Source organism: Flavobacterium anhuiense (assembly GCF_001705175.1).
GTDB lineage: Bacteria > Bacteroidota > Bacteroidia > Flavobacteriales > Flavobacteriaceae > Flavobacterium > Flavobacterium anhuiense.
On sequence record NZ_CP016907.1, the window covers coordinates 4,933,101 to 4,958,880 of the forward strand.

The window sequence follows — 25,780 nt, forward strand, 5'->3', positions numbered from 1 at the left end:
CAATACCTTCTGTTTGTCAAATAATTAAAATATAAAAAACAACTTAAAAATATAACGTTATGGGCGATCATAAAGACCTTACAGATGAATTTGCAGTAGACAAAATAAAAGATCTGGCTGCGCATATTAAAACGTGTATGTTTTGTACATATAACGAATACAGGATACAATCTCGACCTATGTCTGTGCAGAAAATTGATGATTTGGGAAACCTATGGTTCTTATCTGACAGAAACAGCGGACAGAATGCAGAAATCACACAGAATCCAATGGTTGAAATCTTTTTTGCCGAACCGCATGATAAATTCTTAACTCTTCATGGAACGGCAAGTATTTCATACGATCGAGAAACAATTGAAAAATTATGGAATCCAGCAGTAAAAATCTGGATGCCAGGCGGTGTCGATGACCCAAATTTAAGCGTAATTAAAGTAGTTCCAGAAGATGGTTACTACTGGAATAATAAAAACGGAAAAATGGTTGCGATTGCAAAAATGACAGCTGCTTTTATTACAGGAAAAACTATGGATGACGGAATCGAGGGAAGCTTAAAATTGTAGTTTTTTTGAACCGAAAAGTTTTTTTTAAACCGCAAAGAGCGCAAAGGTTTACGCTAAGTTCGCTAAGATTATTTTCTTTTGCGTGCCTTACGTAAACCTTTGCGCTCTTTGCGGTTAAACATCATTACTAAATTAAAATCAAACAGTCATCCTTTTCAATTCTAAAGCATTCAAAATACCTGCTTCGCTTGCTGTATTATTAAAATAAATAAATCCTTTCTTGGAACGAATCTGGCGATATACCTCCCGTAATTCTTCCGTAGAATAACTTGAATGAAATAATCTTGGGATTCCATGAAAACGCATGTAAAGTATTGGAAAATCTTTGAAGATAGTTTGAGGAAGATTGGGATAACTCACACTGCAAAACGTGATATTGTTTTCCTTAAATGCGTTCCAAACTTCATCGTTCCACCAGCTTTCGTGGCGAAATTCGACTACATTTTTGAAATTGTAATTAAGAATTCCGATTATGGCATGTAATTTTTCTCTGCTAAAAGCATAACTTGGCGGAAATTGGAAGAGAATAGCAGCGAGTTTATCTTTCATGCCTTCCTTGCAAATGTTATAAAAGTCATTCAAACGGCTTTCACAGTCTATAAGCTTTTTGATATGTGTGATTTCTTTTGGCACTTTTACCGAAAACAAAAAAGACTCTGGCGTTTTATTGTACCAATTTTGGAAAATACGAACGGTAGGAAATTTATAAAAACTGCCATTAAACTCATAAGTGTCAAAATGCTGGCAATAGAACTCAAACCATTTTTTGGAAGGAAGATTTTGAGGGTAAAAAACGTTCTTCCAAAAACTGTTGTAAAAACTGGAACAGCCTATTTTTACGTGATTTTTCATATATATAATTGTTGGCAGTTAGTGCAGAAAAAGCTTCTGCGTTTTCGTTCTCCAGTCTGCTTTTTCTGGAAAGGAAGATTGCATCGTAAACATATACTTTTTGTATATGCTTCCCAATGTTTTTTAAGTTCAAACTTCTTTTTCCAGTATAGAAATTCAAAACTGTATGTGGAGCATTCAGCAATAAGCTGGCTTTTTATATGAGGCGGAATTTTCTCTACAATCGATTCTGGATGCACATAACAGCGGTACAAAACTTCATTTTTTATAATGTTGCCTACTCCAGAAAAAATATCCTGATCTAAGATGACATCGCAGATCATTTTTTGAGGCATTTTTTCGATACTCTCTTGGGCTTTTTTAGGATTCCAATTTTCATTCATGACATCAACACTCCAATCGTAATGAGAATTAATGTCTCCCTCTAAAATTTTTACAGAACAAGTATAAAAATTAAGCTCTCCGTTTTCAAAAACTAAACTCAATCTGGGTTTTGAAACTTTACGCTCATTTATTCGGTATGTCCCAAACATGAGCATGTGAATTTTTACTGTAAATGAATCAAAACAGATTAAAAAATGTTTTCCCCAAGTTTTAAAAGCTAAAATGGTTTTATCCTGTAGCCTAGAAATATCAATATGCGTATTCCCAGATACAGAAATTATTTTCTGTCCCGTAAATTGCTGCACTTCTTCTTTTAAAATTACTATTGACGGACCTTCGGGCATATACTCAATTTTTTATTTAACTAAAAAAGTGCAGCTCTAAAACTGCACTTTTATTTTATTTCTTATGCTTATTCAATTTCTGCAGCTTCAAGATTTACTGCATTTACAGCAACTTCTGTCAGGGTTTTATCAGCACCTTTTTCTTCATCGAGTGTTTGCTCTAACAAAGTGGCTGCTTCAGGAATACCTAGAGTTTCGGCAAATTGTCTTAAAGTACCGTAAGTAGCAATTTCGTAATGCTCTATTTTCTGGCTCGCAGCAATAATTCCTGCATCACGCACTACTCCAAATTCTGTTTCTTCCAGCATTCCTTTAGCTTCTTCGATCAAACCTTCCATGGCATCGCATTTTTTTGCCGTTGGTTTTTTACCGACTATTTTAAATACTTCTTCTAAACGGGCAATTTGCTCCTCCGTCTCAGTTAAATGATTGTCAATTGCATCTTTCAATTCAACAGAAGAAGCATTTTTAACCATTACAGGCAAAGCTTTTGTCAGCGCTTTTTCTGCCCAATAGATATCTTTTAGTGCTTCTTCAAATAATTCAGTCAATCCTGAGGCTGCACTCGATTTTGGCTTTGTAACTCCTCTTGGCGTTGTGTCTTTTGTACTTTCTTTTGCTGTACTTGCATTTTTACTATTTGTAGTTTTCATGGTAATAATTTTTTATGATTAATAACATGATAAAATTACTTCGTGAATAGCGAGAGAGGTTACAAGATTTTAAATTAAAATTCTATTCTAAACATCTGTTAATTATAGAATTACACTAAAAAATCTTATAAGAAATTCCTTCGTCTTGGTGTTAGATTTGTAAATATTAATCATAAAAAACAAACATCATGAATACTATCGATAAAAAAAACGGTTATAATACAGATTTAAAAAATCATTTTTCTGATGATCGAAATTTAGGTGAAGACTTAAAAGATGATAGACGACAAACGGATAATGATAATCGAGAAATTGCAGAGCGCGGCTATACTATTAGAAACGGATATAATCCGAACAAGCCAAATCCAGATCAGGAAGATTATCTAAACGATGATGATTTGGACGACCTTAATGACGATTTCCATAACGACAGAGACCTAGAAGACAGCAATGATGAAATCTATGAAGTCGAATTGGAAGATGATAATTTTGCCGAAGAAAATGACGAATTCGACAATCCTTCAGATCTAAAAGAAGATGAGTATGACTTTAACGAAACCGAAGATGTGCTAGAAGACATTGACGATGAGGACGAAGATGAAAATGATGACGAAGATGATGACGATTATATCGAAGAAGATATTGACGACGATGATAATGATTATGTAGAAGATGATGTTCAGGAAGATGATGATGAAGAAAGTTATCCCGAAAATGATCCGCGCAGATTTTAATCGTTTATTCGTATTAAAATAAAACCGTCCCGTTATTTAACGGGACGGTTTTTTTTTGAGTCTAAAATTTAACTACTTAATCTCCAATAATTTTCAGTACTGGATTACCGTCTTTCGTGGTTTTATAATTATTACAGAAACCACAAAACGACACATTATAAAAGTCAATGTGCCGTTTTAAATTTGTTTTTATTTACTGATTTTTATACCCTTGTAGATCTTCCGCTGATTAATGAAATAACGAATAGAACTAAAAATATAAAGAATAAAATTTTAGCGATACTAGCGGCTCCAGCGGCAATTCCACCGAAACCAAATATTCCTGCCACTATGGCTAGAATAATAAAAGTGACTGTCCAACGTAACATAATAATAGTTTTTTAGTTAATAATGATTTTGTTTGTATTGCAAACTTTTAAGCTTTTGTAGAGATGCAGTAACTCTTTTATGAACAAGGCGTTTCTAAATTGATTTCGTAATTCTGAATCAATTCAGAAAATGCTATTTCTGATTTTGTAAAATATTTTCTTGTGCTTCGGCTTTTTTTTGCCAAATCGAAATATTTCTGAATAGAACCATCTTCGTAAGTTGAAATCAAAAGCGGATGAACGTAATAATCTTTGCAGACTTTTCGAGTGTTTCCTAGTGCTTCAGCTGTAAGATCAAAAGCGGTTATAATATTCTGTTTGATTTCTTTTTCATCTGAAGCCACACCTATTTCCATTAAACTTTCAAAGAAAATAATAGACGCTGCCCAAGTTCTAAAGTCCTTTGCACTAAAATATTCGCCCGAAATATTGTGCAGATATTCATTAACGGCATGACTGTCCAGAACTTTTCGTTCGCCATTTTTATCGTAATATTTAAAAACCTCATAGCCTGGAATTTCTTCGCAACGGCTTACCAATTTTACCAATTGTTTATTGCGAGTGGTAATAGTATGCTGTTTTCCTTTTTTTCCAACAAATTCAAATCGGAGGGAATTTTTATTGATATTGATGTGGCGTTTTCTTAAAGTCGAAAGTCCGTAAGATTTGTTGTCTTTGGCATATTTCTCATTTCCGATTCGAATATGCGTTTCTTCCATTAAACGAATCACCAAAGCAGTAACTTTTTCTTTAGACCATTCTTTTTGTTCCAAATCAAGATCGACTTGTTTTCTTATTGCTGGAAGTTTAGCTCCGAATTCGGCGATTTTATAAAACTTGGTCTGATTTCGAATCAAATTCCATCTCGGATGATAACGGTATTGTTTCCTATTTTTAAGATCTGTTCCTACAGCTTGCAAATGTCCGTTTGTAATATCTGTTATTCGGACATTTTCCCATGCCGGCGGAAGCACCAAACTATTAATGCGTTTAATTTCGTTTTTACTTTTTACATTTTTTCCGTTCTTTTTATAAACGAAATTTTCTCCTTCGCGGCAGCGAACAATTGTTAATTGATGATCATTAATATATTCTAAGTCTAGTTTTTCAATTACTAGATGTGGCGCTTTAATTAGCTGATTCATTAAATTTTCTTTTTTCGCCGCATTCATGGTATTTAAAAATTTATCACAAAAATAGGTTTGAATTAATTTTAATTATTTCTTAAAGACTCGATTAAGTCTTTTTTGTTCATATAAGATCTTCCCTTTATACCTACTTTACTGGCTTGTTTCAAAAGTTCTTCTTTTGTCCATTCATCATAAGGCTTTGCTTTTCCGCCTTTCTTTCCTGCGTTTGGCGTATTAGCGATACGAGCCGACTTTTCTTTGCTGTATCCCTTTTTCACCAATGCTTCATACTGCTCTTCATTCTTAATTCTTGGATCTGGCATGACTTTAATTTTTATGGTTAACATTTGACATTTCATATGTCGAAATCTGTTATATCAAAATTCATCATTAACACAGGAATTTTTGTTATAGAATTTTTGTCGCAAATTTCATTTTTGTAGGATGGGAATTGTGAAAGTGGAAATGTAAATTTTTCTTTTTTTTGAGAAATGTAAAATGTTAGATGTAAAAAATCCCAACTCTTTTGGAGTTGGGATTAAATTATCTCTTTTAATCTTATTTTTTTGAATGACAATATCCCTTTAGCTTTATTGTTTCTAAAGCACTTACAAATTGATTTTGAGTCTTCTCTTTTAAATTAAAACCATAGAAAGCCATTTTTACTTTATTAAAATCTTTGGAGTTTCCTTTCAAACTATCAATATAAATCCCCGTAGCACCAAATCCTACATTAGTTGGTATTGTCATTTTCGCTTTAAAACAATCTATTGAATAAAAGACAGATTTATATTTTTCATATTTTCTAAAATCAATATCTCCGCACAAAGAATCAACGATTAAATGTTTCGTTTCTTTTAAAAGTTCTTTTTGCTTTTTAGTTAACTCTGCATAAGATTGTTTATCAAAAACTAATGGAAAATCATTTGAGGCATCTCCAGAATACAAGCCAATATCAAAAATTAAAGAATCTTTTTCTGGTGTAATTATTCCACCAACATAACTGTCAACTCCTTTAAATTCCAATTTATTCCATTGTTCTAGAACTGTTATTTCAAAATCACCGAAATCGATGGTTTTATATTTTTTCTTCTGTTTACATGAAATTATTAGTATTGAAACTAAAATTATAAAAAGTGCATTTTTCATTTTAATATTAAATAAAATCTCCAATTACTATTTAGAGAATCCTTCTTCAGTTATGTATTTAAATTCGTAATCACTATTTAAAATACTACCTCCTATCCTAATAAATGTCCCAAATTGTCCTTTCCAATCTTCAATATCATTTTCTTTCGGTGTATCCCAACGAATCAATCCATAAAAAGTAGACTGATCATTTTCATCTTTTATAACAACACCAAATTCGTTACCTAAAGAAACTTTCATTCCATAAATAAATCTTTCTCCATATAAAGTGATTTTAGGCTAATTTAAAAATTTACATTTTAATCCTATAACAATCTCTAAAAATCCTGTAAGACATTCCTTTAACTTGTCTATAATTTTACATTATAACATTAAACTATTAAAATCATGAAAAAGTTATTATTAGCCGGAAAAGCCATTTTAGGAGCAGGACTTATTATTATATTCCTTCAATCTTGTAAAAACGAAACCAAACAAGAAGATCCAAAAGAGGTTGCAGAAGATGCGAACGAAACAAAATTTGATTCTATTGACAGCAAAGAAGATGACTCTGAATTTTTAGTAGATCAAGCTGAAATTAATTTAGCTGAAATCGAAATTGGTAAACTGGCTCAAACAAAAAGTACTAACGCTGAAGTGAAAAAATTTGGTAAAATGCTTGTTGATGAGCACACTAAATCGGCTTCTGAAGTGAGTGCTTTAGCAAAAGCAAAAAACTTTACGCTTCCAACTTCTCTAACTGAAGAAGGACAAGAAGAATACAATAAATTAAATGAAAAATCGGGTGTTGATTTTGATAAAAAATTCGCCGATATGATGATTGATGGTCACGAAAAAGCGATCAAGAAATTAGAAAAAGCCGCAAAAGATGCTAACGATCAAGAAGTAAGAACTTGGGCTTCTAACAATATTGCAGGTTTAACAGCACATTTGGAACATGCTAAAATGCTGAAACAAAACCTAGACAAAAAGTAAAATGAATTAAGACGCTAAGATTCTAAGGTTCTGAGATTCTAAGCTATTGAGTCTAAGAACCTCAAATCTTTGCTAAAAACCCCTTCAAGAGTTGAATTGCTTGAGGGGGTTGTTTTTTTGAGATGCTAAGATCATCGTTCTGCTTTATTAATTTCTAAATTCGCTAAGATTCTAAGCACAAAAGAAAAACTTAGTCTCTTAGAATCTTACCAACTTAGCATCTTATTTAAGCGACGCCATATCAATCACAAAACGATATTTAACGTCTCCTTTTAATAATCTTTCGTAGGCGTCGTTTACATCATTTACACCGATTACTTCGACATCCGATGTGATATTATGTTCGGCACAAAAATCAAGCATTTCTTGAGTTTCGGCAATTCCTCCAATAAGAGATCCTGAGAAGCTTCTTCTTCCTAAAATCAAGCTGAAAGAAGTTACAGGAAGCGGATCCATTGGTGCTCCAACCAGAGTTAATGTTCCATCTACTTTTAGTAAATTTAAATATGCGTCAATATTGTGTTCGGCAGAAACGCAATCTAAAATAAAGTTCAAACTTCTTGCATGCGCTGCCATTTGCGCTTCGTCTGTAGACAATACCACCTCATCTGCTCCAAGACGTTTTGCATCGTCTGTTTTAGATAAAGATGTTGTAAAAACCACTACATGAGCGCCCATAGCTTTAGCTATTTTAATTCCCATGTGGCCCAAACCGCCGATACCTACAATTCCGACTTTTTGACCAGGACCAACTTTCCAATGTTTTAATGGCGAATAAGTTGTAATTCCAGCGCATAATAAGGGAGCAACAGCAGCTAAATCTAATTTATCTGAAATATGCAAAACGAAGCTTTCGTCTACTGTAATGCTTTGAGAATAACCTCCATAAGTTTGTCCTCCTAAATGTTTGTCTGGCGAATTAAAGGTCTGAGTACTTCCCTCATCGCAGAATTGCTCTAAATCATTTTTGCAATGTTCACATTCTCTGCAAGAATCAACTAAACAGCCCACACCTGCCAAATCACCAACTTTGAAGCCTTTTACATGATCTCCAACTTTAGTCACGCGTCCCACAATCTCATGTCCCGGAACAATCGGATAAATGGTGCCATGCCATTCATTTCTAGCCGTATGTAAATCTGAGTGGCAGATTCCGCAATACAAAATTTCGATTTCTACGTCATGCGCCTGTACAGCTCTTCTTTTAATATCTAAGGTTTTTAATGGTGCTTCGGCAGCTTCTGTACCAAAAGCTTTAATGTTTTTTGTTTCCATAATTTATTTGTTGTTTTTTGTTTTTGTTTCATCACGATAGCTATCGGGACAGGTTTAAAACCGTTCTGAAATTGCAATAGAAATCTAGCTGACTTATACTGATTTGCAAACAGTTATATAAATTTCGATTATTTTTATCTAATCAAAAAATATAATCTGTTATAAATCAGTAAGATCTGCGTAAAAAAACTTAGTCCCGATAGCTATCGGGATAGCAACTTAGTGTCTTAGAAACTTAAAAAGAATAATATTCCTCATCTGTAACACTATCCAGCCATACTCCCGAGCCTTTGTCTACTTCGGTCACAATGGTGATATGAGAATATTTGGTGTTTGGTGTTGCTCCGTACCAATGTTCTACTCCAGGCAAAACCGTAATTACTTTTCCTTTTTCGATAAGATTAATTTGTCCGCCTCTTTCTTGGTAATAGCCAACCCCATCTGTTACAATGATTAATTGCAGACTCGCATTACTGTGCCAATTGCTTCTCGCTCCAGGTTCAAAAGAAATATCTTTGATTACAGTATTTTCAGGGTGAATTTCGCTTGTCTGCTTTTTATATGACACTTCGCCTGTCATATAAGTGTTTGGAATTTTACCTTCTTCGATTACAGCAGTGAAATGTGTCGACATAATTTCGTTGTTTTTTAGGTTAATAATTAATTTTTAAAATTCTTATAAGCTTATTTGAATGAAATAATCAGTACAACGAATCTCTTTTTTAGAAGGATATTTTGCTTTTAATCAATACTTTAAAGATTTTTATTTTTTTCTATTATCAAAATTTAAAACTAAATGCAAAGCAGAACATGCTTTTGTGAAGTATTATTTAGTCATTAAAAAAACTGATGCAAAGGTTCGTTGTTTATTTCAGGGCAAATGTAGTGCAATACTGCAATGCAGAAATAACAATATTCAAACAAAAAATTAAGAAATTGAAACAATTTACATTCGAAGCGATTTTGGAACCGTTCCTGTAAGTCTTTTAAAATAATTATTGAAGTAACTCGGATATTCAAATCCAAGCGAATAACCAATATCAGAAATGCTCCAATCTGTGTGCTGCAACAAAGCTTTTGCTTCATTAATCACTCTTTCTGTAATGTGTGCCGTTGTCGGTTTTCCTGTAACTTCTTTCACAGAACGATTTAAGTGATTCACATGTACAGAAAGGCTTTGCGCATAGTCTTGGGGAGTTTTTAAAGCTAAAGGCTGATCTTTTGTCTCTATTGGAAATTGTCTTTCTAATAATTCTAAAAACAAAGATGTAATTCTTGAAGAAGCATTTTTATGTTTAAAGAAGTTCTCAGAAGGCTGCATTTTCATAGATTCATGAATAATCAAATTGACGTAACTGCGCATCAAATCATCTTTGAATGCATAATCGGTTTCGTATTCTTGAATCATTTTTTGGAATAACGAATCGATAAACACCTTTTGTTCAGGAGTTAAAGTAAAAATTGGCGTTCCTCCTATTTTAAACAAAGGCGATTCCTGAAGGGTTTCTGAACGGTCTTTTGTCTTAAAAAATTCCTCAGTAAAAACGCAAGCATAACCTTCAAATTTCTCAGAAACCGTTTCCCAAGAATATGGAATAATCGGATTACCGAAAAACAAAATCGTTCCGTCGGTTTCTATTCCGCGGTCGGCGTATTGAATGATGCTTTTGCTGGTATTGATGCAGATTTTATAGAAGTCTCTTCGGCTGTAAACGGGAACTTTACTGAAATCTCCATTTATAGGATACACTTTAAAACCCTTCATTTTTAAATCTGAAGTAAAATCGCAATTCTGAGTTTCTGTCTGACTATTCATTTTGCAAAGTTATGAAAATCAAACAATATTCTTTTGTTATTTTTTTGTTTCAGATTTAAAGTTTCAGGTTTGCGGGGTTAACCGCAAAGAGCGCTAAGGTTTACGCTAAGTTCGCTAAGTTTTTTTTAATTAAAGAAAATGCTCGCAAAGTCGCAGAGTCGCAAAGTTCTTTTTGAATTGCCTCCAGCTTTAGCTGGAGGTCTAAAAGAGAAAAACATAGAAAAGGCTTTAGCCAAACTATCCGCAGTTTGGCTAAAGCCTTTAAAAGTACCTTTTTTTCACATCCAGCTAAAGCTGGACGCAATTCATTTATTGGTATTAAAAAAACTTTGCGTTTCTGCTCCCGATAGCTATCGGGATTGCGAGATTAAATACTTAGCGTGCTTTGCGTAAATCTTTACGAACTTTGCGGTTAATTTAATTTTTTAAACTGGTAGTTCGTAATCCTTTTGCGGAAGCATATAAAACCACTTCTTTAGCATTTTCATCTTTTTGAATGATAATTTGCGCATAACCATTAAAAAGCTTTCTTTTCCAAGGTTCTGCAGGCGTTATAACTTGAATGATTCCTGGATCGGTATTCATAACATCCCAATCTTTTATTTTTTGCAATGGCGTTGCTGCAATGTAAATCGTGTTTTGCCTTCTTTTAGAATAGATGCATTCAAAATATATTTTTGAGAATCTTCTTTGCTTGGTTCCACTTTAGTTCCGTTAACGAAAATCACTGCCTCTGCTCCTATTTTTTTATAAAATAAGCTCACGAGATTAGAAGCCGAATTACTTTTCAAATCAAATTCACCTTTATAAATATATGATGGCGCTTGTTTTTTATAATCACGATCTTTAAAAGCATCACTCCATTCATTTTCAGGATAATTAGGCAATTGTTGAGGCAAAGAAGCACTTTCTGCCTTTTGCTCTTTAAAATTATTTATGGCAACTAATGCAATGTCATCAATAAACTGATCACTTTCTAATGAAGTTGGATCTCCGTTACCCACTCCTAAAATTTTTCCGCCTTTTATAGATAACGTAATTTCGTCGTTTGCGGTCGGAACGTGCAAGCCATTTTTATCAGTAGTTTCAACCGTTACAACCGAAACATTTCCTTTTAAAACATTTTCTTTATCTAATGACAATTTGATGTTTTCTGGTTTTCCAGTTGTTTTTTGAATATCTGAAAGCACTTTCTTTCCGTTTTTATAACCCACAGCTTCCAAAGTTCCTGCAGCGTAATTTACTTTCCATTCCAAATGGCTGTTTTGTTCCATCTTCTTTTTTCCTAAACTCTTTTTATTTAAGAATAGCTCTACTTCATCGCAATTCGAATACGCCCAGACATCAATTGCTGCACCTTCCATTCCGCTCCAATTCCAATGTGGGAATATGTGTAAAATAGGTTCTTTCCCCCACCATGATTTTAAATAGAACACATTGTCTTTAGGGAAACCGCAAACGTCCATCATTCCGAAATAAGAAGTCACAGAAGGCCAGCCATAAGGCGTTGGTTCGCCTCGATAATCAAAACCTGTCCAAATAAACATTCCAGCTAAATAAGGTCTTTCAGCGTAAAATTTCCAGCCTTCTTCGATACTATAAAAAGTGGAACGAGGTTTTTTATCATAAGCGCTTTGATAATGTTTAGCATCTTCGGTAAAATAAATGCCTCGCGTGGCAAAGGTCGAACCTTCTTCTGTACCCATTCCTGGCTGATTTTTAAACTGATTTCTATGCGCATCGATATCTCCATTTCCAAGATAATTATAGCCCATGATTTCCACTACATTTGATATTCCGCTCTTAAATCCGCTACTAATTCCTACCGTTACAGGTCTTGTCGGATCAATGCTTTTGCTGAAATCCTGCATTACATTGGTAATTCTTTCACCCGTAATTCCGCCTTCAATCTGCCATTCTTCATTTCCAACAGACCAGCAGAAAATACTCGGATGATTACGATCACGTTCCATCATTCGTTGCAAATCATTCAAATGATACTCGTTGATTCCCATTAAGCGGGTTTCATCAATAACCAGCATTCCCAATTTGTCGCAAGCGTCCAATAATTCTGGCGTTGGCGGATGGTGCGAACAACGATACGCATTCGAGCCCATTTCTTTCAGTTTTGCGATTCTGTAGTACTGAATTTCATCTGGAAGAGCTGTTCCAATTCCCGCATGATCTTGATGATTGTTTGTTCCTTTAAGTTTGACCTGTTTTCCGTTAAGGAAAAAACCATTTTCTGGATCGAATTTTATGGTTCTGATTCCGAAAGAAGTTTTGTATTGATCAATTACTTTTCCATCACTTTTAATTTCTGTGACCAATTGATACAAATTTGGATTATCAATATCCCACAAAAGCGGATTTTTGACGTTTAATTTTGCTGTGTAAGTATTTGTTTTGTAAAATTCAGGAGCTAAAACATTTTCAGTATTTACTGCAACTTGTTTTCCCAAAGCATCCAAAATAGTTTGGTTTATCTCAACATTTCCTTTAAAATGGCCTTTATTTTCCAATTTTACTTCTGCAGTAATTGAAGCATTATCATTCACGATTTCGGAAGTTACGTACGTTCCATTCAGCGCCACATGAAGCGGATTCGCTTTCTGAAGATAAACATGCCTGTAAATCCCTGCGCCTTCATAAAACCAGCCTTCTTCCATTGAAGCATCGACACGAACTACGATGGTATTTTCGCCTCCATAATTAACGTAAGCCGTTACATCATACTCAAAACCATTATAACCGCTTTCTTGTGTTCCTAAATAAAATCCATTAAAAAAGACTTTTGAATTTCTAAAAATGCCATCAAATTTTAAAGAAATGATTTTTCCTAAATCATCATTTGAAATCGTTATTTTCTTTCTGTACCAGCCAATGCTTTTCTCTGGGAAATTTTTCCCTGCTGCTTTAAATCCGTGGCTGAAACTTGCGCTTTCGCTAAAAGGCTGTTCGACTGCCCAATCGTGCGGAAGATCTAATTTTCTCCAAGCTCGATCATCAAATCCAGAAGCAGCTGGCCCATCACCAAATCCAGTTTTAGTTAAATAGGAAAAATAGCCTTCTGCATGGCCAAAATCTTTCTTTGTATCGTATGAATGTCCAAATGAAAACCGCCAATCTTTATCAATTAGAATGACTTCTCTTGCTGATTCTTTCTGTGCAAAAACAGGAATTGAAAATAGAATTAAAAAACAAAGAATTGTTCTTAAAAGGAAATTGGTTTTCATAGGTTTGGTTGTTAGTAAAATCAGATAGTGATAAAAATAAAGCTTTTAGAGAAGAAACATTAATAGTATTTTGTCAAAATATGATAAGTCATTCATAACAAATGCTTCTAGAATGGGCTTTCAAAATTTAGAATGAATCTAATGGCTTCAGATTCAAAAATGATTTTCTTTTGATGTAATTTTATATTTAAATCATAAAAAGCAATTACCACTATGAGTACTATTATTAACGAAAATAGACTCCAGACAACTTTTAAAAACCTTGATCAGAAGATTAGCAAACTTAATGATCAGAAGATTGTCGCTTTTTTTGAATCTTTAGGATTATTGGAAAGAAAAGATGTTCCAAAAGACTTTTTGAACTGGGAAAACATACTAATTGTAGTTCCAAATCGACATGTCTCTCACGAACTGAAATATTATAAATATACCATTTCACGAATTTCATTCTTAACTAATCCTTACGCAGATCAGATTCATATTTTTGATCTGAAAGATTGGAAAAGCGCTTCGCAAAACAAAACGCAGTTTCAGATTAGAGAAATGCTGAAAACGAGTTTTGGAGGTGTAAAGAAAGTTATTAAAGAGTCTTAGAGGAAAATTAAAAATTTAGAATTAAAAATTAAAAGTCCAATCGATATTGGGCTTTTTTGTTTTTAACTGCACTCGCAAAATTTTATTTCTCTCGCAGATTTGGCAGATTATGGAGATTTTTTCTGCTATTTATAAAAAATTAAATCTGCTCAATCTGCCAAATCTGCGAGAGAAAATCTTTTAGATGAAATACTTTGCGGTTAAGGAAAATTTATTGTACTTCTAAAAGTTCTTTAATTTTAGCTTCTAAAGCTTGACCGTGAATATTTTTTGCTAAAATGATTCCGTTTTTATCGATTAAAAAGTTCAAAGGAACAGATTGCAGCATATAATCTCCGACAACAGGAGACTGCCAATATTTTAAATCACTAACATTTGTCCAAGGCAATTTTGCTTTTGCGATTGCACCTGTCCATAATGGCTTTTTAGTATCCATAGAAACTCCATAAATCGATAATTTGTCTGGATAAGCATTATGCAATTTGATTAGCAATGGCTGTTCTTTAATGCAAGGTCCACACCAAGAAGCCCAAAAGTCCACTAAAACTAATGAGCCACGCAAAGAAGAAAGCGCTACTTTCTCTCCTTTTGTATCCGGAAGATCGATTTCTGGAGCAATATCTCCAACATCTACGCCTACAACTTGAGCTTTAGAATTGGTAATTACACAGCATAAGAATGCTAGAATGAGTACAGTTTTTTTCATGATTAAGTTTATAATTAGATTACGGGGCTGAAATTTATCTCTCGCAAGTCGCAGAGGCGCTAAGTTTTATAATTAAGTTAAGCATTCGGCTAAAGCCTTCTCTCTTACCTTTTTTTAACCTGCATCTAAAGCTGGAGGCAATAGATTAAAAAACTTTGCGACTTCGCGTCTTTACGAGATTTTTCTATAGGCAAATATAAATTTTCTTTCACAAAACATCTAGTTTTCTGTATTGCCAATCATAAAATTATACTAAATATTTCTCTTCAAATCCATATATCGGGAAAAGTCGATATATTTGCACTATGGAAACGATAGAAATTTTTAAAGCATTATCTAATAAGTCCCGACTGCAAATGTTGGAATGGCTAAAAGAACCCGAAATTAACTTTCCTGGCCAACTGGAACATGCAGGATTTGAGCATGGAGTCTGCGTTGGACAGATCCAAGCCAAAGCTGGTTTGACACAATCTACTGTATCTGAATACCTGTCCATTTTACAGCGCGCTGGTTTTGTCGAAGCCAAACGTGTTGGACAATGGACTTATTATAAACGTAACGAAGGTGCCTTTGAAGCACTTAGTAAATTAATTCAATCTAATTTGTAAAATTACTATGAGTACAAACAACCTATTCTCGGAGTTTAACTTAAAATCGTTAAATCTGAAAAACCGAATTGTAATGGCGCCAATGACGCGCTCTTTTTCTCCTAACGGAGTTCCAACCGATGAAGTCGCAGCTTACTACCAAAAAAGAGCTGAAGGCGAAGTTGGATTAATTTTGTCTGAAGGAACTGTTATTGACAGAAAATCATCTTCTAATGATGCGAATGTTCCTCACTTTTATGGCGATTTAGCTTTAAATGGATGGAAAAAAGTGATTGACGGAGTTCATGCTGAGGGCGGAAAAATGGGACCACAAATCTGGCATATGGGAATTATGGACAACCATCATTCTGGATGGGTTCCTCCTGTTCCTTTTGAAGGGCCGTCTGGATTAAACCGACCTGATTTTAGAAACGGCGTTGCCATGACTGAAAAAGATATTGAAGATACTATTCTTGCTTTTGGAAAAGCTGCTGCTGATGCCAAAAGATTAGGATTTGACACTGTTGAAATTCACGGTGCACACGGTTACTTAATTGATCAGTTCTTTAGAGCTGAAACTAACTTGCGTGATGATATTTATGGCGGAAAAACGTTGCCAGAACGTAACCGATTTGCAATTGAAGTAATTAAAGAAGTGAGAAGACAAGTTGGTGATGATTTTGCAGTAATTATGCGTTTTTCTCAATTCAAACCTTCTGACTACAACTATAAATTGGCAAAAAATCCGCAAGAATTAGAAGCTTGGCTTACTCCTCTTGTTGATGCCGGAGTTGATATTATTCACGCTTCACAACGCCGTTTCTGGGAACCAGAATTTGAAGATTCTGATTTGAACTTTGCAGGATGGGCTAAAAAAGTTACTGGAGCGCCAACTATTACTGTTGGTTCTGTTGGGCTTTCTGGTGATTTCTTCGGTGCTTTTGCTGGAGAAAGTTCGCAACCAACTTCTTTAGAAGAATTAAACAGACGTTTCGACAGAGGCGATTTTGATTTGGTTGCCGTTGGAAGACCGCTTCTTTCTGATCCAAATTGGGTTGCTAAAATCAAAGCTGGAAAAACTGATGAGTTAAAAGGTTTCAGTAAAGAAGCTTTAGGACAATTGGTTTTAGAATAATTTTTTTTTAAAGGTTCAAAGGGACAAAGAAACAAAGTGGCAAAGGTTTTCTGCCAAACTGCTTATTCTTTATCTTGTTAAATAAAAAAACACAAAATAGAAAGGGATGAAGTCAGACTTCATCCCTTTTTGAATATCTATAACTAACAAAATTTAGAAATTCATTTTTTTTAGGTTCAGACTTGCAGAGCTACAAAGGGACAAAGTATAAAAACTTTGCGCCTTTGTCACTTTGTTACTTTGTACCTTATTTAGACCTTTTTTGAAATTTTTTCACAAGCCAGTTTCTTACTGGTTCATCGTATAATTTTAAGCATACAAATGCTAGTATGATACTTACTATCAATACTCCTATTCCTTCTAAATAGCCATTTTCCATGGTCACTTTGTTGTCTACAACCCAAGCTGTAAACCAATAAATCAATGGATAATGTGTGATGTAAATTGGATATGAAATATCTCCTAAAAGTTTGCAGATTTTCAATGAAAATTCATTTTTAATTTCTCCCCCTGCCCCGATTGCTACAATTAGAGGGAAAATAAAAATAATACAGAACGATTCATACAAACCGTTGATCCAAAGGCTGTTTTCGTCTCCAAATCTTGGCAATGCCAAAACAATGGTGATTAAAATACTGCAAACCCAAAAAGCATTTTTTACATGGATTAATTTCCCTAAACGGCATAATAAAACTCCAGCAAAAAACGGGAATAATAGACGGGTAAAGCCAACATTCATTTGCTCTAAATTCAGAGACCATCCTCCAATTACATCTCCTTTTGGGCCAAATACTGTATAATTAATTAACAGTCCGGCAAATATCAATACAAAAACTGACATTACTTTATTCGAAAATTTACGGAAGATAACGGCGTACAAGATATTTGCGATGTATTCGAAAAAAAGCGACCATGCCGGACCGTTTAAAGGATGCATTTCTCCCCAACCTCTAATTTCCATTGAAGGCGGAATTGGCAATAAGGTGAATCCTATTACCATGGTTAAAATAACTTTCCAGAATTCCATTCCTTTAATCATCGGAAACAGTATGTCTGAAGCTTGAAAATAGTAAAATATAGCTCCAATGATCATTCCCAGAATTACCATTGGCTGTAAACGGATTAAACGGCGTTTGTAAAACTCCCATTGGCCCATTTTACCCCAGCGGTCATCGTAGGCATAAGCCACAACAAATCCAGATAAAAGGAAAAAGAAATCAACGGCCAGATATCCGTGATTGATTATTTGAACAAATCGATTGCCACCAGCAAAAGCTTCAAAAATATGAAAAGCAACTACTAAAATAGCAGCAACACCACGCAAACCATCAAGTATTTCGTAGTGTTTTTTGGGTTTAATATCAATTGAAATTGAACTCATTTTTGTTTGGTTTAAGGTTAAGTTAGGTTTTAATTTGAAGATTTTAGATTGCAGATTTTAGATTTTCTACATTCTCAAAACCCCATATTTTAGCTTGGAATTTAAAAATTGAAATTTAATCTATTGATGATTTTTAAGCCACTCTAATCTTCTTTGGTCTGGAAGATGCTTTACAGAGAAATTTTCGAATTTTGCTTCAAAACCTTTTCCGTCTGGCGAAGCAGCCATTAGCCCCACCATAACTGGCGTATTGTCTTGCAAAGGAGCATTTCTGGTTAGGATGTAATTTTTATCATCAAACGAATAAAATACCTCAACAGCATCTAATCTTCTCACAGCTTTAATCCAGATAAACGGCGGAGCTTTTTCTAAAGTTGTCACACTCCAATCGCTTTTGTCATGCGTTACAACAGTACTGACATTAAATTTTCCGTCTACAAATTCTACTCCTGTTTTGATATAATTCTTTTCGTCAATACGAATCATTAATCCCATCTGATCAAAACGAGCAATATAATTTCCCGTCAATTTTACTTTCGCTTCAAACTCGCCTCCATAAGTTGCGTAATAAAAAGGCGCATCATCTACCGTAAAACCATAATGCGAAATTCTCCAGTAATCGCTGTTTGCAGTAACATTCATAATTAAAGCATTGTTTTTAATTTCCCATTTTTCAGGTTCATTAAACCATTGCATTTTATTCAGGCTTTGTGCTGAAATATTTTTCGCAAAAAATAAAGTCAATATTGCAATCGTAATTTTTTTCATGTTGTTTCTTTTTTTACCATTAAGATATTAAGAAAATTGAGTCTGACTTAATGATTTTAATCTTAATGCTTAAATATTAAGAAAATAAAGCTTCTCTTTATGTTTCTTAATGTCTTAATGGTGAATTTTTAACCAAAAGCAAAGCTGCAAATTTTTACACTTGCAGCTTTACAAACCAACCAATTTTTAGAAATAAAAAAACTTATTTAAGTGAAAAATTCACTTTAGATTTAATATCTGTCGAAGAAGCTCCAATAATCGCTTCAAAATCACCAGGTTCAGCAACCCAGTCATGTTTTTTATCGTCAAAGAAACTTAAAGCCGATTTATCAATTGTAAATGTTACTGTTTTTTCTTCACCAGCTTTAAGAGCTACTTTTTCAAATCCTTTTAATTCTTTTATCGGACGCGGCAATGAAGATTTTAAATCTGAAATATATAATTGTACCACTTCAGAACCTTCTCTGCTTCCTGTATTCTTTACGTTTACTGAGAATGTGATTTTATCTCCAGCATTCACTTGCTTTTTGTCTGCTGTAACTTTTCCATAAGCAAAAGTCGTATAGCTTAAACCGTGTCCAAAAGGAAATAAAGGTTTGATTTTGTTTTTGTCTGTCCAACGGTATCCAACATAAATGCCTTCGTTGTATTTTACGTCATCACCACCTGGAAATTCTCCTAAAGCATGAGCTCCATTATCAGATAATTTTACTGGGAATGTGAAAGATAATTTTCCTGATGGATTCACATCTCCAACCAATACATTTGCCAATGCATTTCCTGCCTCTGTTCCTAAAAACCATCCTTGCACAACTCCCGGAACTTCTTTAATCCAAGGCATTGCCACTGCATTTCCAGAAATATTTACAAAAACAATGTTTTTATTTACTTTCGCTAATTCGCTGATTAATTTATCCTGACCATAAGATAAATTCAATTCTTTACGGTCGTGTCCTTCATCATCCTGATTTGGACTTTTGTTTAATCCTCCAATAAAAAGAACAATATCAGCATCTTTAGCGACTTTTAAAGCTTCTGCAGTCAATTCAGCTTGAGGACGTTTCTCTTCTAAACTTACTTTAGCTACAACGCCGTTGTAGTTGCTTGTAGGGTCTCCAACATAACCTCTTGCATAAACGATTTCAGCTTGGTTTCCGATTCTTTTCTTTAAACCTTCAAGCGGAGTGATTTCGTATCTTGCTTTAAGTGAAGAACTTCCTCCTCCAACTGTCATCATTTTAATGGCATTTTCTCCAATTACAGCTATCTTTTTAGTTTTAGAAAGATTGATTGGCAGAATATTGTTGTTGTTTTGCAATAAAACGATTCCTTCTTCAGCAATTTTGCGTCCTGCCAAAGCATGTTCTTCAGTTCCAAAAGATCCGAAAGGACGGTTTCTGTCCATTGTTGTCAAGAAAGATAAACGTAGAATGCGACGTACTTTTTCGTCTAATTCTTTAGTTCCCACCTCACCTTTTTTGATCATTTCAGCGTATGGTTTTGCCAAATAATAGTTGTCATAAGCATTGCTTGTTCCCCAAGAAAGACCGTTTGTCCATGAACCAAATTCCATATCCAAACCATTGTGGATTGCTTGCTTCGTATCATTAACTCCTCCCCAGTCTGAAACTACAACTCCTTTGAAGCCCCATTCTCCGCGAAGAATATCATTTAATAAATATTCGTTGTGGCAGCATTGCTGTCCTTTATATTTGTTGTAAGATCCCATAATTGACCAAACATTTCCTTCTTGAACAGCCGCTTTGAAAGCAGGAAGGTAAATTTCGTATAAGGCACGATCGTCAACAATTACGTTCACAGAATTACGGTTTGTTTCCTGATTGTTTAAAGCAAAATGTTTTACACACGCAGCAACTCCGTTTGACTGAACCCCTTTAATGTAAGGAACAACCATTTTCGCAGCTAAAAACGGATCTTCTCCCATATATTCGAAGTTACGTCCGTTTAATGGGCTTCTATAAATGTTTACACCAGGTCCTAATAATACGTTTTTGTTACGGTAACGTGCTTCTTCTCCAATAGATTTACCATATAAAGAAGCCAATTCTTTGTTCCAAGTTGACGAAAGTGCTGTCAGCGCTGGAAAAGCAATACAAGAATCGTTTGTCCATCCTGCTTGATCCCATTCGTCCCATTTTACCTCTGTACGAATTCCGTGCGGCCCATCGGTCATCCAGTTTTCAGGAATTCCAAGACGTTTTACACCTGGAGAACTAAATTTAGACTGCGCATGAATCATGGCGATTTTCTCTTCGGTTGTCATTCGTTTAAGCGCATCTTCTACACGCTCTTCAATCGGTTTTTTATCGTCTAGATAAACTGGCACTTTGTTCTGAGCATTCATTCCAGCAGAACTTAGTAAAAGTAAAACAACAATTGTTTTAACGTTTTTTAACATAACAGTAATTATTAAAGTATTAGTTCATTAAGTGGGAAAAGTCTTCTTGAGAAAAACTTTTATATCATATTGTAAAACTAAAACGTTATCGTACAAGTTACATTTTTAGACTAAAAAAAGTAGTAGATTAAAAAATTAAAATATTGATTTTCAAATATTTAAAAATTAAAAAGCACTAAAAAAAGTAGTAGATTTAAAATAAATATTTACGCTTTCAAAGCCATTGAACCAATTTTCATGACCATTTCTTCGAAATCATTTCGTGAAACTGCAGCCTTATTTCGAGCTCTAGTGCGATAGTTGTAAATTGTGCTTAAAGAATAACGTAAAAATGCCGCTATTTTAACACTGTCCGTAATTCCAAGTCTGATTAAAGCAAAAATTCGAAGTTCGGTATTCAGCAATTCATTTTGTTTAAGAACAATCTGTTCTTCTGGAATTAATAAAGCATTAAAGTCTTTGACAAATGTTGGATATAAGTTTAAAAAGATAATATCGAAGTTCTTGTACAATTCTTCCAGCTCATTATCAACCAAAGTAGTTGATTTTAATATTTTATAAATTTCATCAAATTGTTTTGCAGTAGCTTTCTTGTTTAGAATAATGCGGTAATTTTCGAGCTTATTGATGTAGGTTGAGCAAAGATTGAAGAAATGCGCAATATATTCTTCTTTAACCAAATTAGACTCAGACAATTGCAAGTTACTTTCCTGAAGCTGGCTGTTGGTTTCGGTAATATCTTTGTTTAATTCAGCTAATTTCTGGCTGGTTTCGAAAAGTTCGGTTTTAATTCTCGAAACCTTTTTCATCTGTATATACACATAAATAACTGCAACGATCAAAAATAAAGAAAGCAGACTAATGCAAAGCAGATAAATCTGTAATTCGCTTTTTCGCTGTGCTTCTCGTTCTAAATAAACCGTATTGATAATCGAATATACTTCTGACATCAGCAAAGTTCTAAACTGAACATTGCAATAAAGTGCATCTTCAATAGCCGATTGGGTCAGTTTATACGCCATATCTACATCGCCAATTTCGTAAAAAACCAAAGCTAATTCTTGCAATGAAGCATTGTCTTTATTGGCATTTTTAATATCCGAAGTCGCAGAGAGCGCGTAGTATTTTTTTCTGGCTTCTAGGTCATGTGTAGCTTCTCCTATTTTTCCCAACAGATAGGTAATCATCGCGTATTGAGGGTTTTCCTCTTTTGTTTTATTCAATAAAACCAATAACTGCTTTTTGGGATCATTGTATTTTTTATGAATAAAAATGTCTTGCTGAATTCTATTTATTTGATATTCTAAGGTATTCGGGTTGAGAACACTTAACAATGAATCTCGATATTTGCCAATCTGTTTTCTATACTCGGGGCTATAACTATTAGCCGCATAATGCTCGAAAAATTCGCGATATGAAATGTAATAATTAGGAACCAATGAAAGTGCCAAGTTCTTTTTGTTGATACTTTTCAGAATGGCTTCAGATTCACGGTATTTTCCAGAAGAAGAATAAAGCGTTACGAGTTGTAGTTGGGCTAAATCGTAGAGCTCTTTATCCTGAAGTTCTTCTGCGATTTTGAGATTCTTTTTTACGTACTGAATAGCCGAATCAGAATTTAGTTTCTGATATTCTAAATACAGTGTTTTATTGTAATTGTATTCCTGCTCTTTAGTAAGATTATCTGATTTAATTTTCTTGAAATTCAGAATTCGCTCTTCTTTAATCTTAACGTAATGCTGTTTATTTTTGATTGCTTCGTTTAATTCTTTTAAAATAGCATCTGTGCTCTCTGATGCAAAAAGAGGAAAGCTGATAAGAACTATAAAAAGGGACAGAAATAGATTTTTCAAACTAACAAAAAAATTAATAAGATGTACAAATATAATAAAGTACAAATTCAATAATATTACAAGTATCCTTTTTTATAATTTTGTTACAGCAAACCTTGTCTAAAACTTAAAAATTATGCCACACTTTATAATTGACTGCTCAGAAAATGTATTACGCAGAAGAGCTGCAGATGAGATAATGCAAGAGGTTTTTGATGCTGCTTTATCAACTAATCTCTTTACCGCTTCTGAAATCAAAGTACGCATTAATCCCTTTACTTATTATAACAACGGAAATACCTTAGATGATTTTATTCATGTCTTCAGCTACATTATGGAAGGAAGAAATGACGAGCAAAAGGCTAACCTATCAAAAGTAATTGTCACACAATTGAATGCTGTGCTTCCAGAAGTTTCTGTAATTTCTATTAATGTAATGGAATTCGAAAAGCCCAATTATTTCAATAAAACGATGATATAAACATATTTTAAGATATAAATATACTTATATCATTAAATACGGTTTCATAAAAAAACTTTGTCAAAGTCTAAAACTTTGACAAAGTTGCTTCAATTCTTTTATCACTTATATGGTAAAAAAAATTAGACCGCAATTGGCGCCGCTAAACAGCTTTCAGGAATATCAAAAGCATTTACCAAAGCCACAGCATCTGGACGAATATCCCAACAAAGCTGATTCACCATTTTACGAACTGCTTTCGTTTTAACCGCTTCCATATAGCCGTCTTCTAGATACCAAGCTTTATTTTTTTCTATAGTTGAAAGCGCGTACAACTGATTTAATTTTGTCAAAATTGCTTTTGATGATTCATCTTCAACCGCTTTTATTGCAATCTGAAATTGTTCTAAAACTATTCTTTCTAGATACGCCTGCGCTACATCAATCATTTGATGCTGCACCACATTAAAGGCGTCATAAGGTTCTAATCCGCCATCAATTAATTTCTTGATACGTCTCGCTGCCGAAGCCAAAATTGTTTTTTCTCTGTGCACAAATGCCTGAAGATGAAACTCTCCCTCCAATAAATGTTCGTCTTCTGTTCTTCGAGTTGCAATTGGGTTTTTCTCTGCAATAGCTGTTTTTGCATTTTCGTAGACATAATTAATAATTCCCAACGATCCCATTTCTCCAAACGCCTTTCGGAATTCTGCCAAACGATTTTTAGCTACCAATTGCATTAAAACGGTATTATCGCCTTCAAAAGTAGTGTAGATTTCAGTGTCGTTTTTAAGCGCGTCGATTCGGTTTTCAGACAAATAGCCTTTTCCTCCGCAGGCTTCTCTGCATTCCTGCAAAATATCTCTAGTGCTCCAAGTAGAAAAAGATTTCATTCCCGCCGCCAAAGCTTCGATTTCTTGCATTTCGGCTTCGGTTCTATTTAAAAATCTATTCGTTAAATATTGCAGCGCAAAATGAACTGCATACGTTTTCGCTAAATGCGGCAATAATCTACGCTGATGCATTCTATAATTTAAAATTGGAACCTCAGATCCACCCTCTGGCCCGAATTGTCTTCTTTGATCGCTGTAGCGAATGGCAATTGTCAATCCAGATTTTGCTGCTGCTAAAGCCGAACGCGGAATCCCAATTCTCCCTCCTACCAAAGTGCCTAACATTGTAAAAAATCTACGGTTATCACTCGGAATTGGACTTTCAAATTCTCCTTTATCATTCACAGAAGCAAAACGATCCAGCATATTTTCTTTCGGAATCACTACATTATCAAAACTAATGGTTCCGTTGTCAACGCCATTTAATCCCATTTTATGGCCGCAATCGCCAATTGTCACGCCATTTACGACATTTCCATTAGGATCTCGTAATGGAACCACAAATGCATTTACGCCATAATCATGATCATCAATAATAAGTTTAGCAAAAACTGTTGCCATTTGTCCGTGAACGGCTGCGTTGCCAATATATTCTTTTTGGGCGTTTTTGTTTGGCGTATGAATAGTAAAAGTCTGATCGCTATGGTTATAAGTTGCCGTAGTTTCCAGACCTTTTACATTAGATCCGTGATGCGTTTCGGTCATAGCAAAACAGCCAGGAAGTTTCAGCGAACCAATATCTTTTAAATATTTAGCATAATGTTTTTCGGTTCCTAAAGATTGAACGCTCATTCCCCAAAGCCCGAATTGAACACCAAATTTAATTACCAGACTTAAATCATGATAACTCAGCGTTTCCATAATCGCAAAATAATCTGCTATGTTTTCTCCTCCTCCATATTGTTTTGGATATGCCATATTTCCGAGATTTTCATCGGCTAGAATCTTGCACCATTTATAGACAGTCTGTCTGAAAACATTAATATCGGTAGAAGTTTCGTAAGCAAATTCAGGTCTTGAAATAACCGATTTTACTCTTTCGATTATTGCTGCTTCTTTTCCATCCAAAATTTGAGTGATTTTCTGAATATCAAAACTGGCATTAGTTTGAGAATCGGCTGTAAAAGAACCTGCTTTCGTCTTGAAATTTTGCAATGCTTCTTCTCCCAAAATTCCTAAATCATTTTCTAATTTTTTAAAATCAGATTCTATAGGAGTTAAATCTAGATTACTTCCTGAAAGTGCTTTTGCAATATCAAAAATAGACTTGATCGAAGAGGTATCCTGAATACTTTTTTCAATATCCAATTTCCATTGTGTGAGTTCATTCCGTGAAGGCGGATTTGAAATATCGGCTTTAGAAAGCAAATATTCTTTTTCGTCTGGAGACAAAACATTTAAGGAATTTATAAACTCTTTTAAGGTTGCAAATTCTTTCTGTGTCAGTAAATCATCTGACCACACTAAATAAAATAATGGAGTAAAGGCTTGAAGTTTGGTATTTTGCATATCAATAGTATTCAGTTTAG

Annotated in this window: 26 protein-coding genes; 7 read left to right on the forward strand and 19 right to left on the reverse strand. The window is 34.2% G+C overall.

The annotated features are described in order from the left end of the window. Positions 1 to 59 precede the first annotated feature (59 nt). Positions 60 to 560, forward strand: coding sequence for a pyridoxamine 5'-phosphate oxidase family protein (locus BB050_RS20745; protein ID WP_066034960.1), 501 nt, complete (start codon positions 60 to 62; stop codon positions 558 to 560). A gap of 138 nt (positions 561 to 698) precedes the next feature. Here BB050_RS20745 and BB050_RS20750 read toward each other — a convergent pair whose 3' ends face one another. The 3 genes from BB050_RS20750 to BB050_RS20760 form a co-directional block, all read right to left on the reverse strand. After that, positions 699 to 1,412 (reverse strand): DUF72 domain-containing protein, encoded by a 714-nt coding sequence (locus BB050_RS20750; RefSeq protein WP_066034961.1) that lies wholly within the window; start codon positions 1,410 to 1,412, stop codon positions 699 to 701. After that, a complete protein-coding gene (locus BB050_RS20755; RefSeq protein ID WP_066034962.1) occupies positions 1,409 to 2,140 on the reverse strand; it encodes a DNA-formamidopyrimidine glycosylase family protein in 732 nt (243 codons plus the stop codon). Before BB050_RS20755 ends, BB050_RS20750 begins: the two co-directional genes overlap by 4 nt. Positions 2,141 to 2,208: 68 nt before the next feature. Beyond that, entirely contained in the window at positions 2,209 to 2,793 is a 585-nt protein-coding gene (locus BB050_RS20760; RefSeq protein ID WP_008463192.1) for a YciE/YciF ferroxidase family protein, read from the reverse strand. Between the two features lie 188 nt (positions 2,794 to 2,981). Between BB050_RS20760 and BB050_RS21940 the strand changes: the two genes are divergently transcribed. Next, the gene (locus tag BB050_RS21940) at positions 2,982 to 3,527 is read left to right on the forward strand and encodes a hypothetical protein (RefSeq protein ID WP_066034963.1); all 546 of its coding nucleotides are present in this window, start codon (positions 2,982 to 2,984) and stop codon (positions 3,525 to 3,527) included. A 203-nt stretch (positions 3,528 to 3,730) separates the two neighbouring features. On the opposite strand, the gene BB050_RS21700 is transcribed toward BB050_RS21940, so the two are convergent. The 5 genes from BB050_RS21700 to BB050_RS20790 all read right to left on the reverse strand — a co-directional run bounded on the left by BB050_RS21700 (position 3,731) and on the right by BB050_RS20790 (position 6,414). Then, positions 3,731 to 3,895, reverse strand: coding sequence for a DUF1328 domain-containing protein (locus BB050_RS21700; protein WP_008463190.1), 165 nt, complete (start codon positions 3,893 to 3,895; stop codon positions 3,731 to 3,733). A 77-nt stretch (positions 3,896 to 3,972) separates the two neighbouring features. Continuing rightward, positions 3,973 to 5,040 (reverse strand): DNA topoisomerase IB, encoded by a 1,068-nt coding sequence (locus BB050_RS20775; RefSeq protein ID WP_418251614.1) that lies wholly within the window; start codon positions 5,038 to 5,040, stop codon positions 3,973 to 3,975. A 68-nt stretch (positions 5,041 to 5,108) separates the two neighbouring features. Continuing rightward, positions 5,109 to 5,348, reverse strand: coding sequence for a DUF7218 family protein (locus tag BB050_RS20780; protein WP_008463188.1), 240 nt, complete (start codon positions 5,346 to 5,348; stop codon positions 5,109 to 5,111). 235 nt (positions 5,349 to 5,583) lie between these two features. Continuing rightward, the gene (locus BB050_RS20785; protein ID WP_066034965.1) at positions 5,584 to 6,174 is read right to left on the reverse strand and encodes a hypothetical protein; all 591 of its coding nucleotides are present in this window, start codon (positions 6,172 to 6,174) and stop codon (positions 5,584 to 5,586) included. A 27-nt stretch (positions 6,175 to 6,201) separates the two neighbouring features. Continuing rightward, the gene (locus BB050_RS20790; RefSeq protein WP_066034966.1) at positions 6,202 to 6,414 is read right to left on the reverse strand and encodes a hypothetical protein; all 213 of its coding nucleotides are present in this window, start codon (positions 6,412 to 6,414) and stop codon (positions 6,202 to 6,204) included. Positions 6,415 to 6,561: 147 nt separating this feature from the next. On the opposite strand from BB050_RS20790, the gene BB050_RS20795 reads away from it, so the two are divergent. After that, a complete protein-coding gene (locus BB050_RS20795; RefSeq protein WP_066034967.1) occupies positions 6,562 to 7,149 on the forward strand; it encodes a DUF4142 domain-containing protein in 588 nt (195 codons plus the stop codon). 222 nt (positions 7,150 to 7,371) lie between these two features. Here the strand turns inward: BB050_RS20795 and BB050_RS20800 are convergent, their stop codons facing one another. The 5 genes from BB050_RS20800 to galA all read right to left on the reverse strand — a co-directional run bounded on the left by BB050_RS20800 (position 7,372) and on the right by galA (position 13,476). Further along, positions 7,372 to 8,424: an NAD(P)-dependent alcohol dehydrogenase gene (locus BB050_RS20800; protein ID WP_066034968.1), complete on the reverse strand. Its 1,053-nt coding sequence runs from the start codon at positions 8,422 to 8,424 to the stop codon at positions 7,372 to 7,374. A 235-nt stretch (positions 8,425 to 8,659) separates the two neighbouring features. Continuing rightward, positions 8,660 to 9,058 (reverse strand): cupin domain-containing protein, encoded by a 399-nt coding sequence (locus BB050_RS20805; RefSeq protein WP_066034969.1) that lies wholly within the window; start codon positions 9,056 to 9,058, stop codon positions 8,660 to 8,662. A 312-nt stretch (positions 9,059 to 9,370) separates the two neighbouring features. Next, positions 9,371 to 10,240 carry a helix-turn-helix domain-containing protein gene (locus BB050_RS20810; RefSeq protein ID WP_008463179.1) on the reverse strand — a complete coding sequence of 290 codons (870 nt, stop codon included), beginning with the start codon at positions 10,238 to 10,240 and terminating at the stop codon, positions 9,371 to 9,373. Positions 10,241 to 10,657: 417 nt separating this feature from the next. Then, on the reverse strand, positions 10,658 to 10,825 hold the full coding sequence (locus tag BB050_RS22120) for a hypothetical protein (protein ID WP_236940386.1): 168 nt from the start codon (positions 10,823 to 10,825) through the stop codon (positions 10,658 to 10,660). Positions 10,826 to 10,839: 14 nt separating this feature from the next. Further along, positions 10,840 to 13,476 carry a beta-galactosidase GalA gene (gene galA, locus BB050_RS20820; RefSeq protein WP_236940387.1) on the reverse strand — a complete coding sequence of 879 codons (2,637 nt, stop codon included), beginning with the start codon at positions 13,474 to 13,476 and terminating at the stop codon, positions 10,840 to 10,842. 213 nt (positions 13,477 to 13,689) lie between these two features. Between galA and BB050_RS20825 the strand changes: the two genes are divergently transcribed. Further along, entirely contained in the window at positions 13,690 to 14,070 is a 381-nt protein-coding gene (locus tag BB050_RS20825) for a hypothetical protein (RefSeq protein ID WP_008463176.1), read from the forward strand. Between the two features lie 211 nt (positions 14,071 to 14,281). Here BB050_RS20825 and BB050_RS20830 read toward each other — a convergent pair whose 3' ends face one another. After that, positions 14,282 to 14,776 carry a TlpA family protein disulfide reductase gene (locus tag BB050_RS20830; RefSeq protein WP_008463174.1) on the reverse strand — a complete coding sequence of 165 codons (495 nt, stop codon included), beginning with the start codon at positions 14,774 to 14,776 and terminating at the stop codon, positions 14,282 to 14,284. Between the two features lie 305 nt (positions 14,777 to 15,081). On the opposite strand from BB050_RS20830, the gene BB050_RS20835 reads away from it, so the two are divergent. Beyond that, positions 15,082 to 15,384 (forward strand): ArsR/SmtB family transcription factor, encoded by a 303-nt coding sequence (locus BB050_RS20835; RefSeq protein WP_008463172.1) that lies wholly within the window; start codon positions 15,082 to 15,084, stop codon positions 15,382 to 15,384. Positions 15,385 to 15,391: 7 nt separating this feature from the next. Next, positions 15,392 to 16,498 (forward strand): NADH:flavin oxidoreductase, encoded by a 1,107-nt coding sequence (locus BB050_RS20840; RefSeq protein ID WP_066034971.1) that lies wholly within the window; start codon positions 15,392 to 15,394, stop codon positions 16,496 to 16,498. A 247-nt stretch (positions 16,499 to 16,745) separates the two neighbouring features. On the opposite strand, the gene BB050_RS20845 is transcribed toward BB050_RS20840, so the two are convergent. The 4 genes from BB050_RS20845 to BB050_RS20860 all read right to left on the reverse strand — a co-directional run bounded on the left by BB050_RS20845 (position 16,746) and on the right by BB050_RS20860 (position 22,919). Next, on the reverse strand, positions 16,746 to 17,879 hold the full coding sequence (locus BB050_RS20845) for an acyltransferase family protein (RefSeq protein ID WP_066034972.1): 1,134 nt from the start codon (positions 17,877 to 17,879) through the stop codon (positions 16,746 to 16,748). A 120-nt stretch (positions 17,880 to 17,999) separates the two neighbouring features. Beyond that, positions 18,000 to 18,647: a DUF1349 domain-containing protein gene (locus BB050_RS20850; RefSeq protein WP_066034973.1), complete on the reverse strand. Its 648-nt coding sequence runs from the start codon at positions 18,645 to 18,647 to the stop codon at positions 18,000 to 18,002. Between the two features lie 202 nt (positions 18,648 to 18,849). Next, positions 18,850 to 21,066, reverse strand: a complete 2,217-nt coding sequence (locus tag BB050_RS20855; protein WP_066034974.1) for a glycoside hydrolase family 3 C-terminal domain-containing protein — start codon at positions 21,064 to 21,066, stop codon at positions 18,850 to 18,852. 206 nt (positions 21,067 to 21,272) lie between these two features. After that, the gene (locus BB050_RS20860) at positions 21,273 to 22,919 is read right to left on the reverse strand and encodes a DUF6377 domain-containing protein (RefSeq protein WP_066034975.1); all 1,647 of its coding nucleotides are present in this window, start codon (positions 22,917 to 22,919) and stop codon (positions 21,273 to 21,275) included. A 115-nt stretch (positions 22,920 to 23,034) separates the two neighbouring features. Here BB050_RS20860 and BB050_RS20865 point away from each other — a divergent pair, with 115 nt between their 5' ends. Then, complete coding sequence (locus BB050_RS20865; RefSeq protein WP_066034976.1) at positions 23,035 to 23,379, forward strand: 5-carboxymethyl-2-hydroxymuconate Delta-isomerase; 345 nt, start codon at positions 23,035 to 23,037, stop codon at positions 23,377 to 23,379. 122 nt (positions 23,380 to 23,501) lie between these two features. Here BB050_RS20865 and BB050_RS20870 read toward each other — a convergent pair whose 3' ends face one another. Next, positions 23,502 to 25,760: an acyl-CoA dehydrogenase family protein gene (locus BB050_RS20870; RefSeq protein WP_066035251.1), complete on the reverse strand. Its 2,259-nt coding sequence runs from the start codon at positions 25,758 to 25,760 to the stop codon at positions 23,502 to 23,504. Between the last annotated feature and the right edge of the window lie 20 nt (positions 25,761 to 25,780).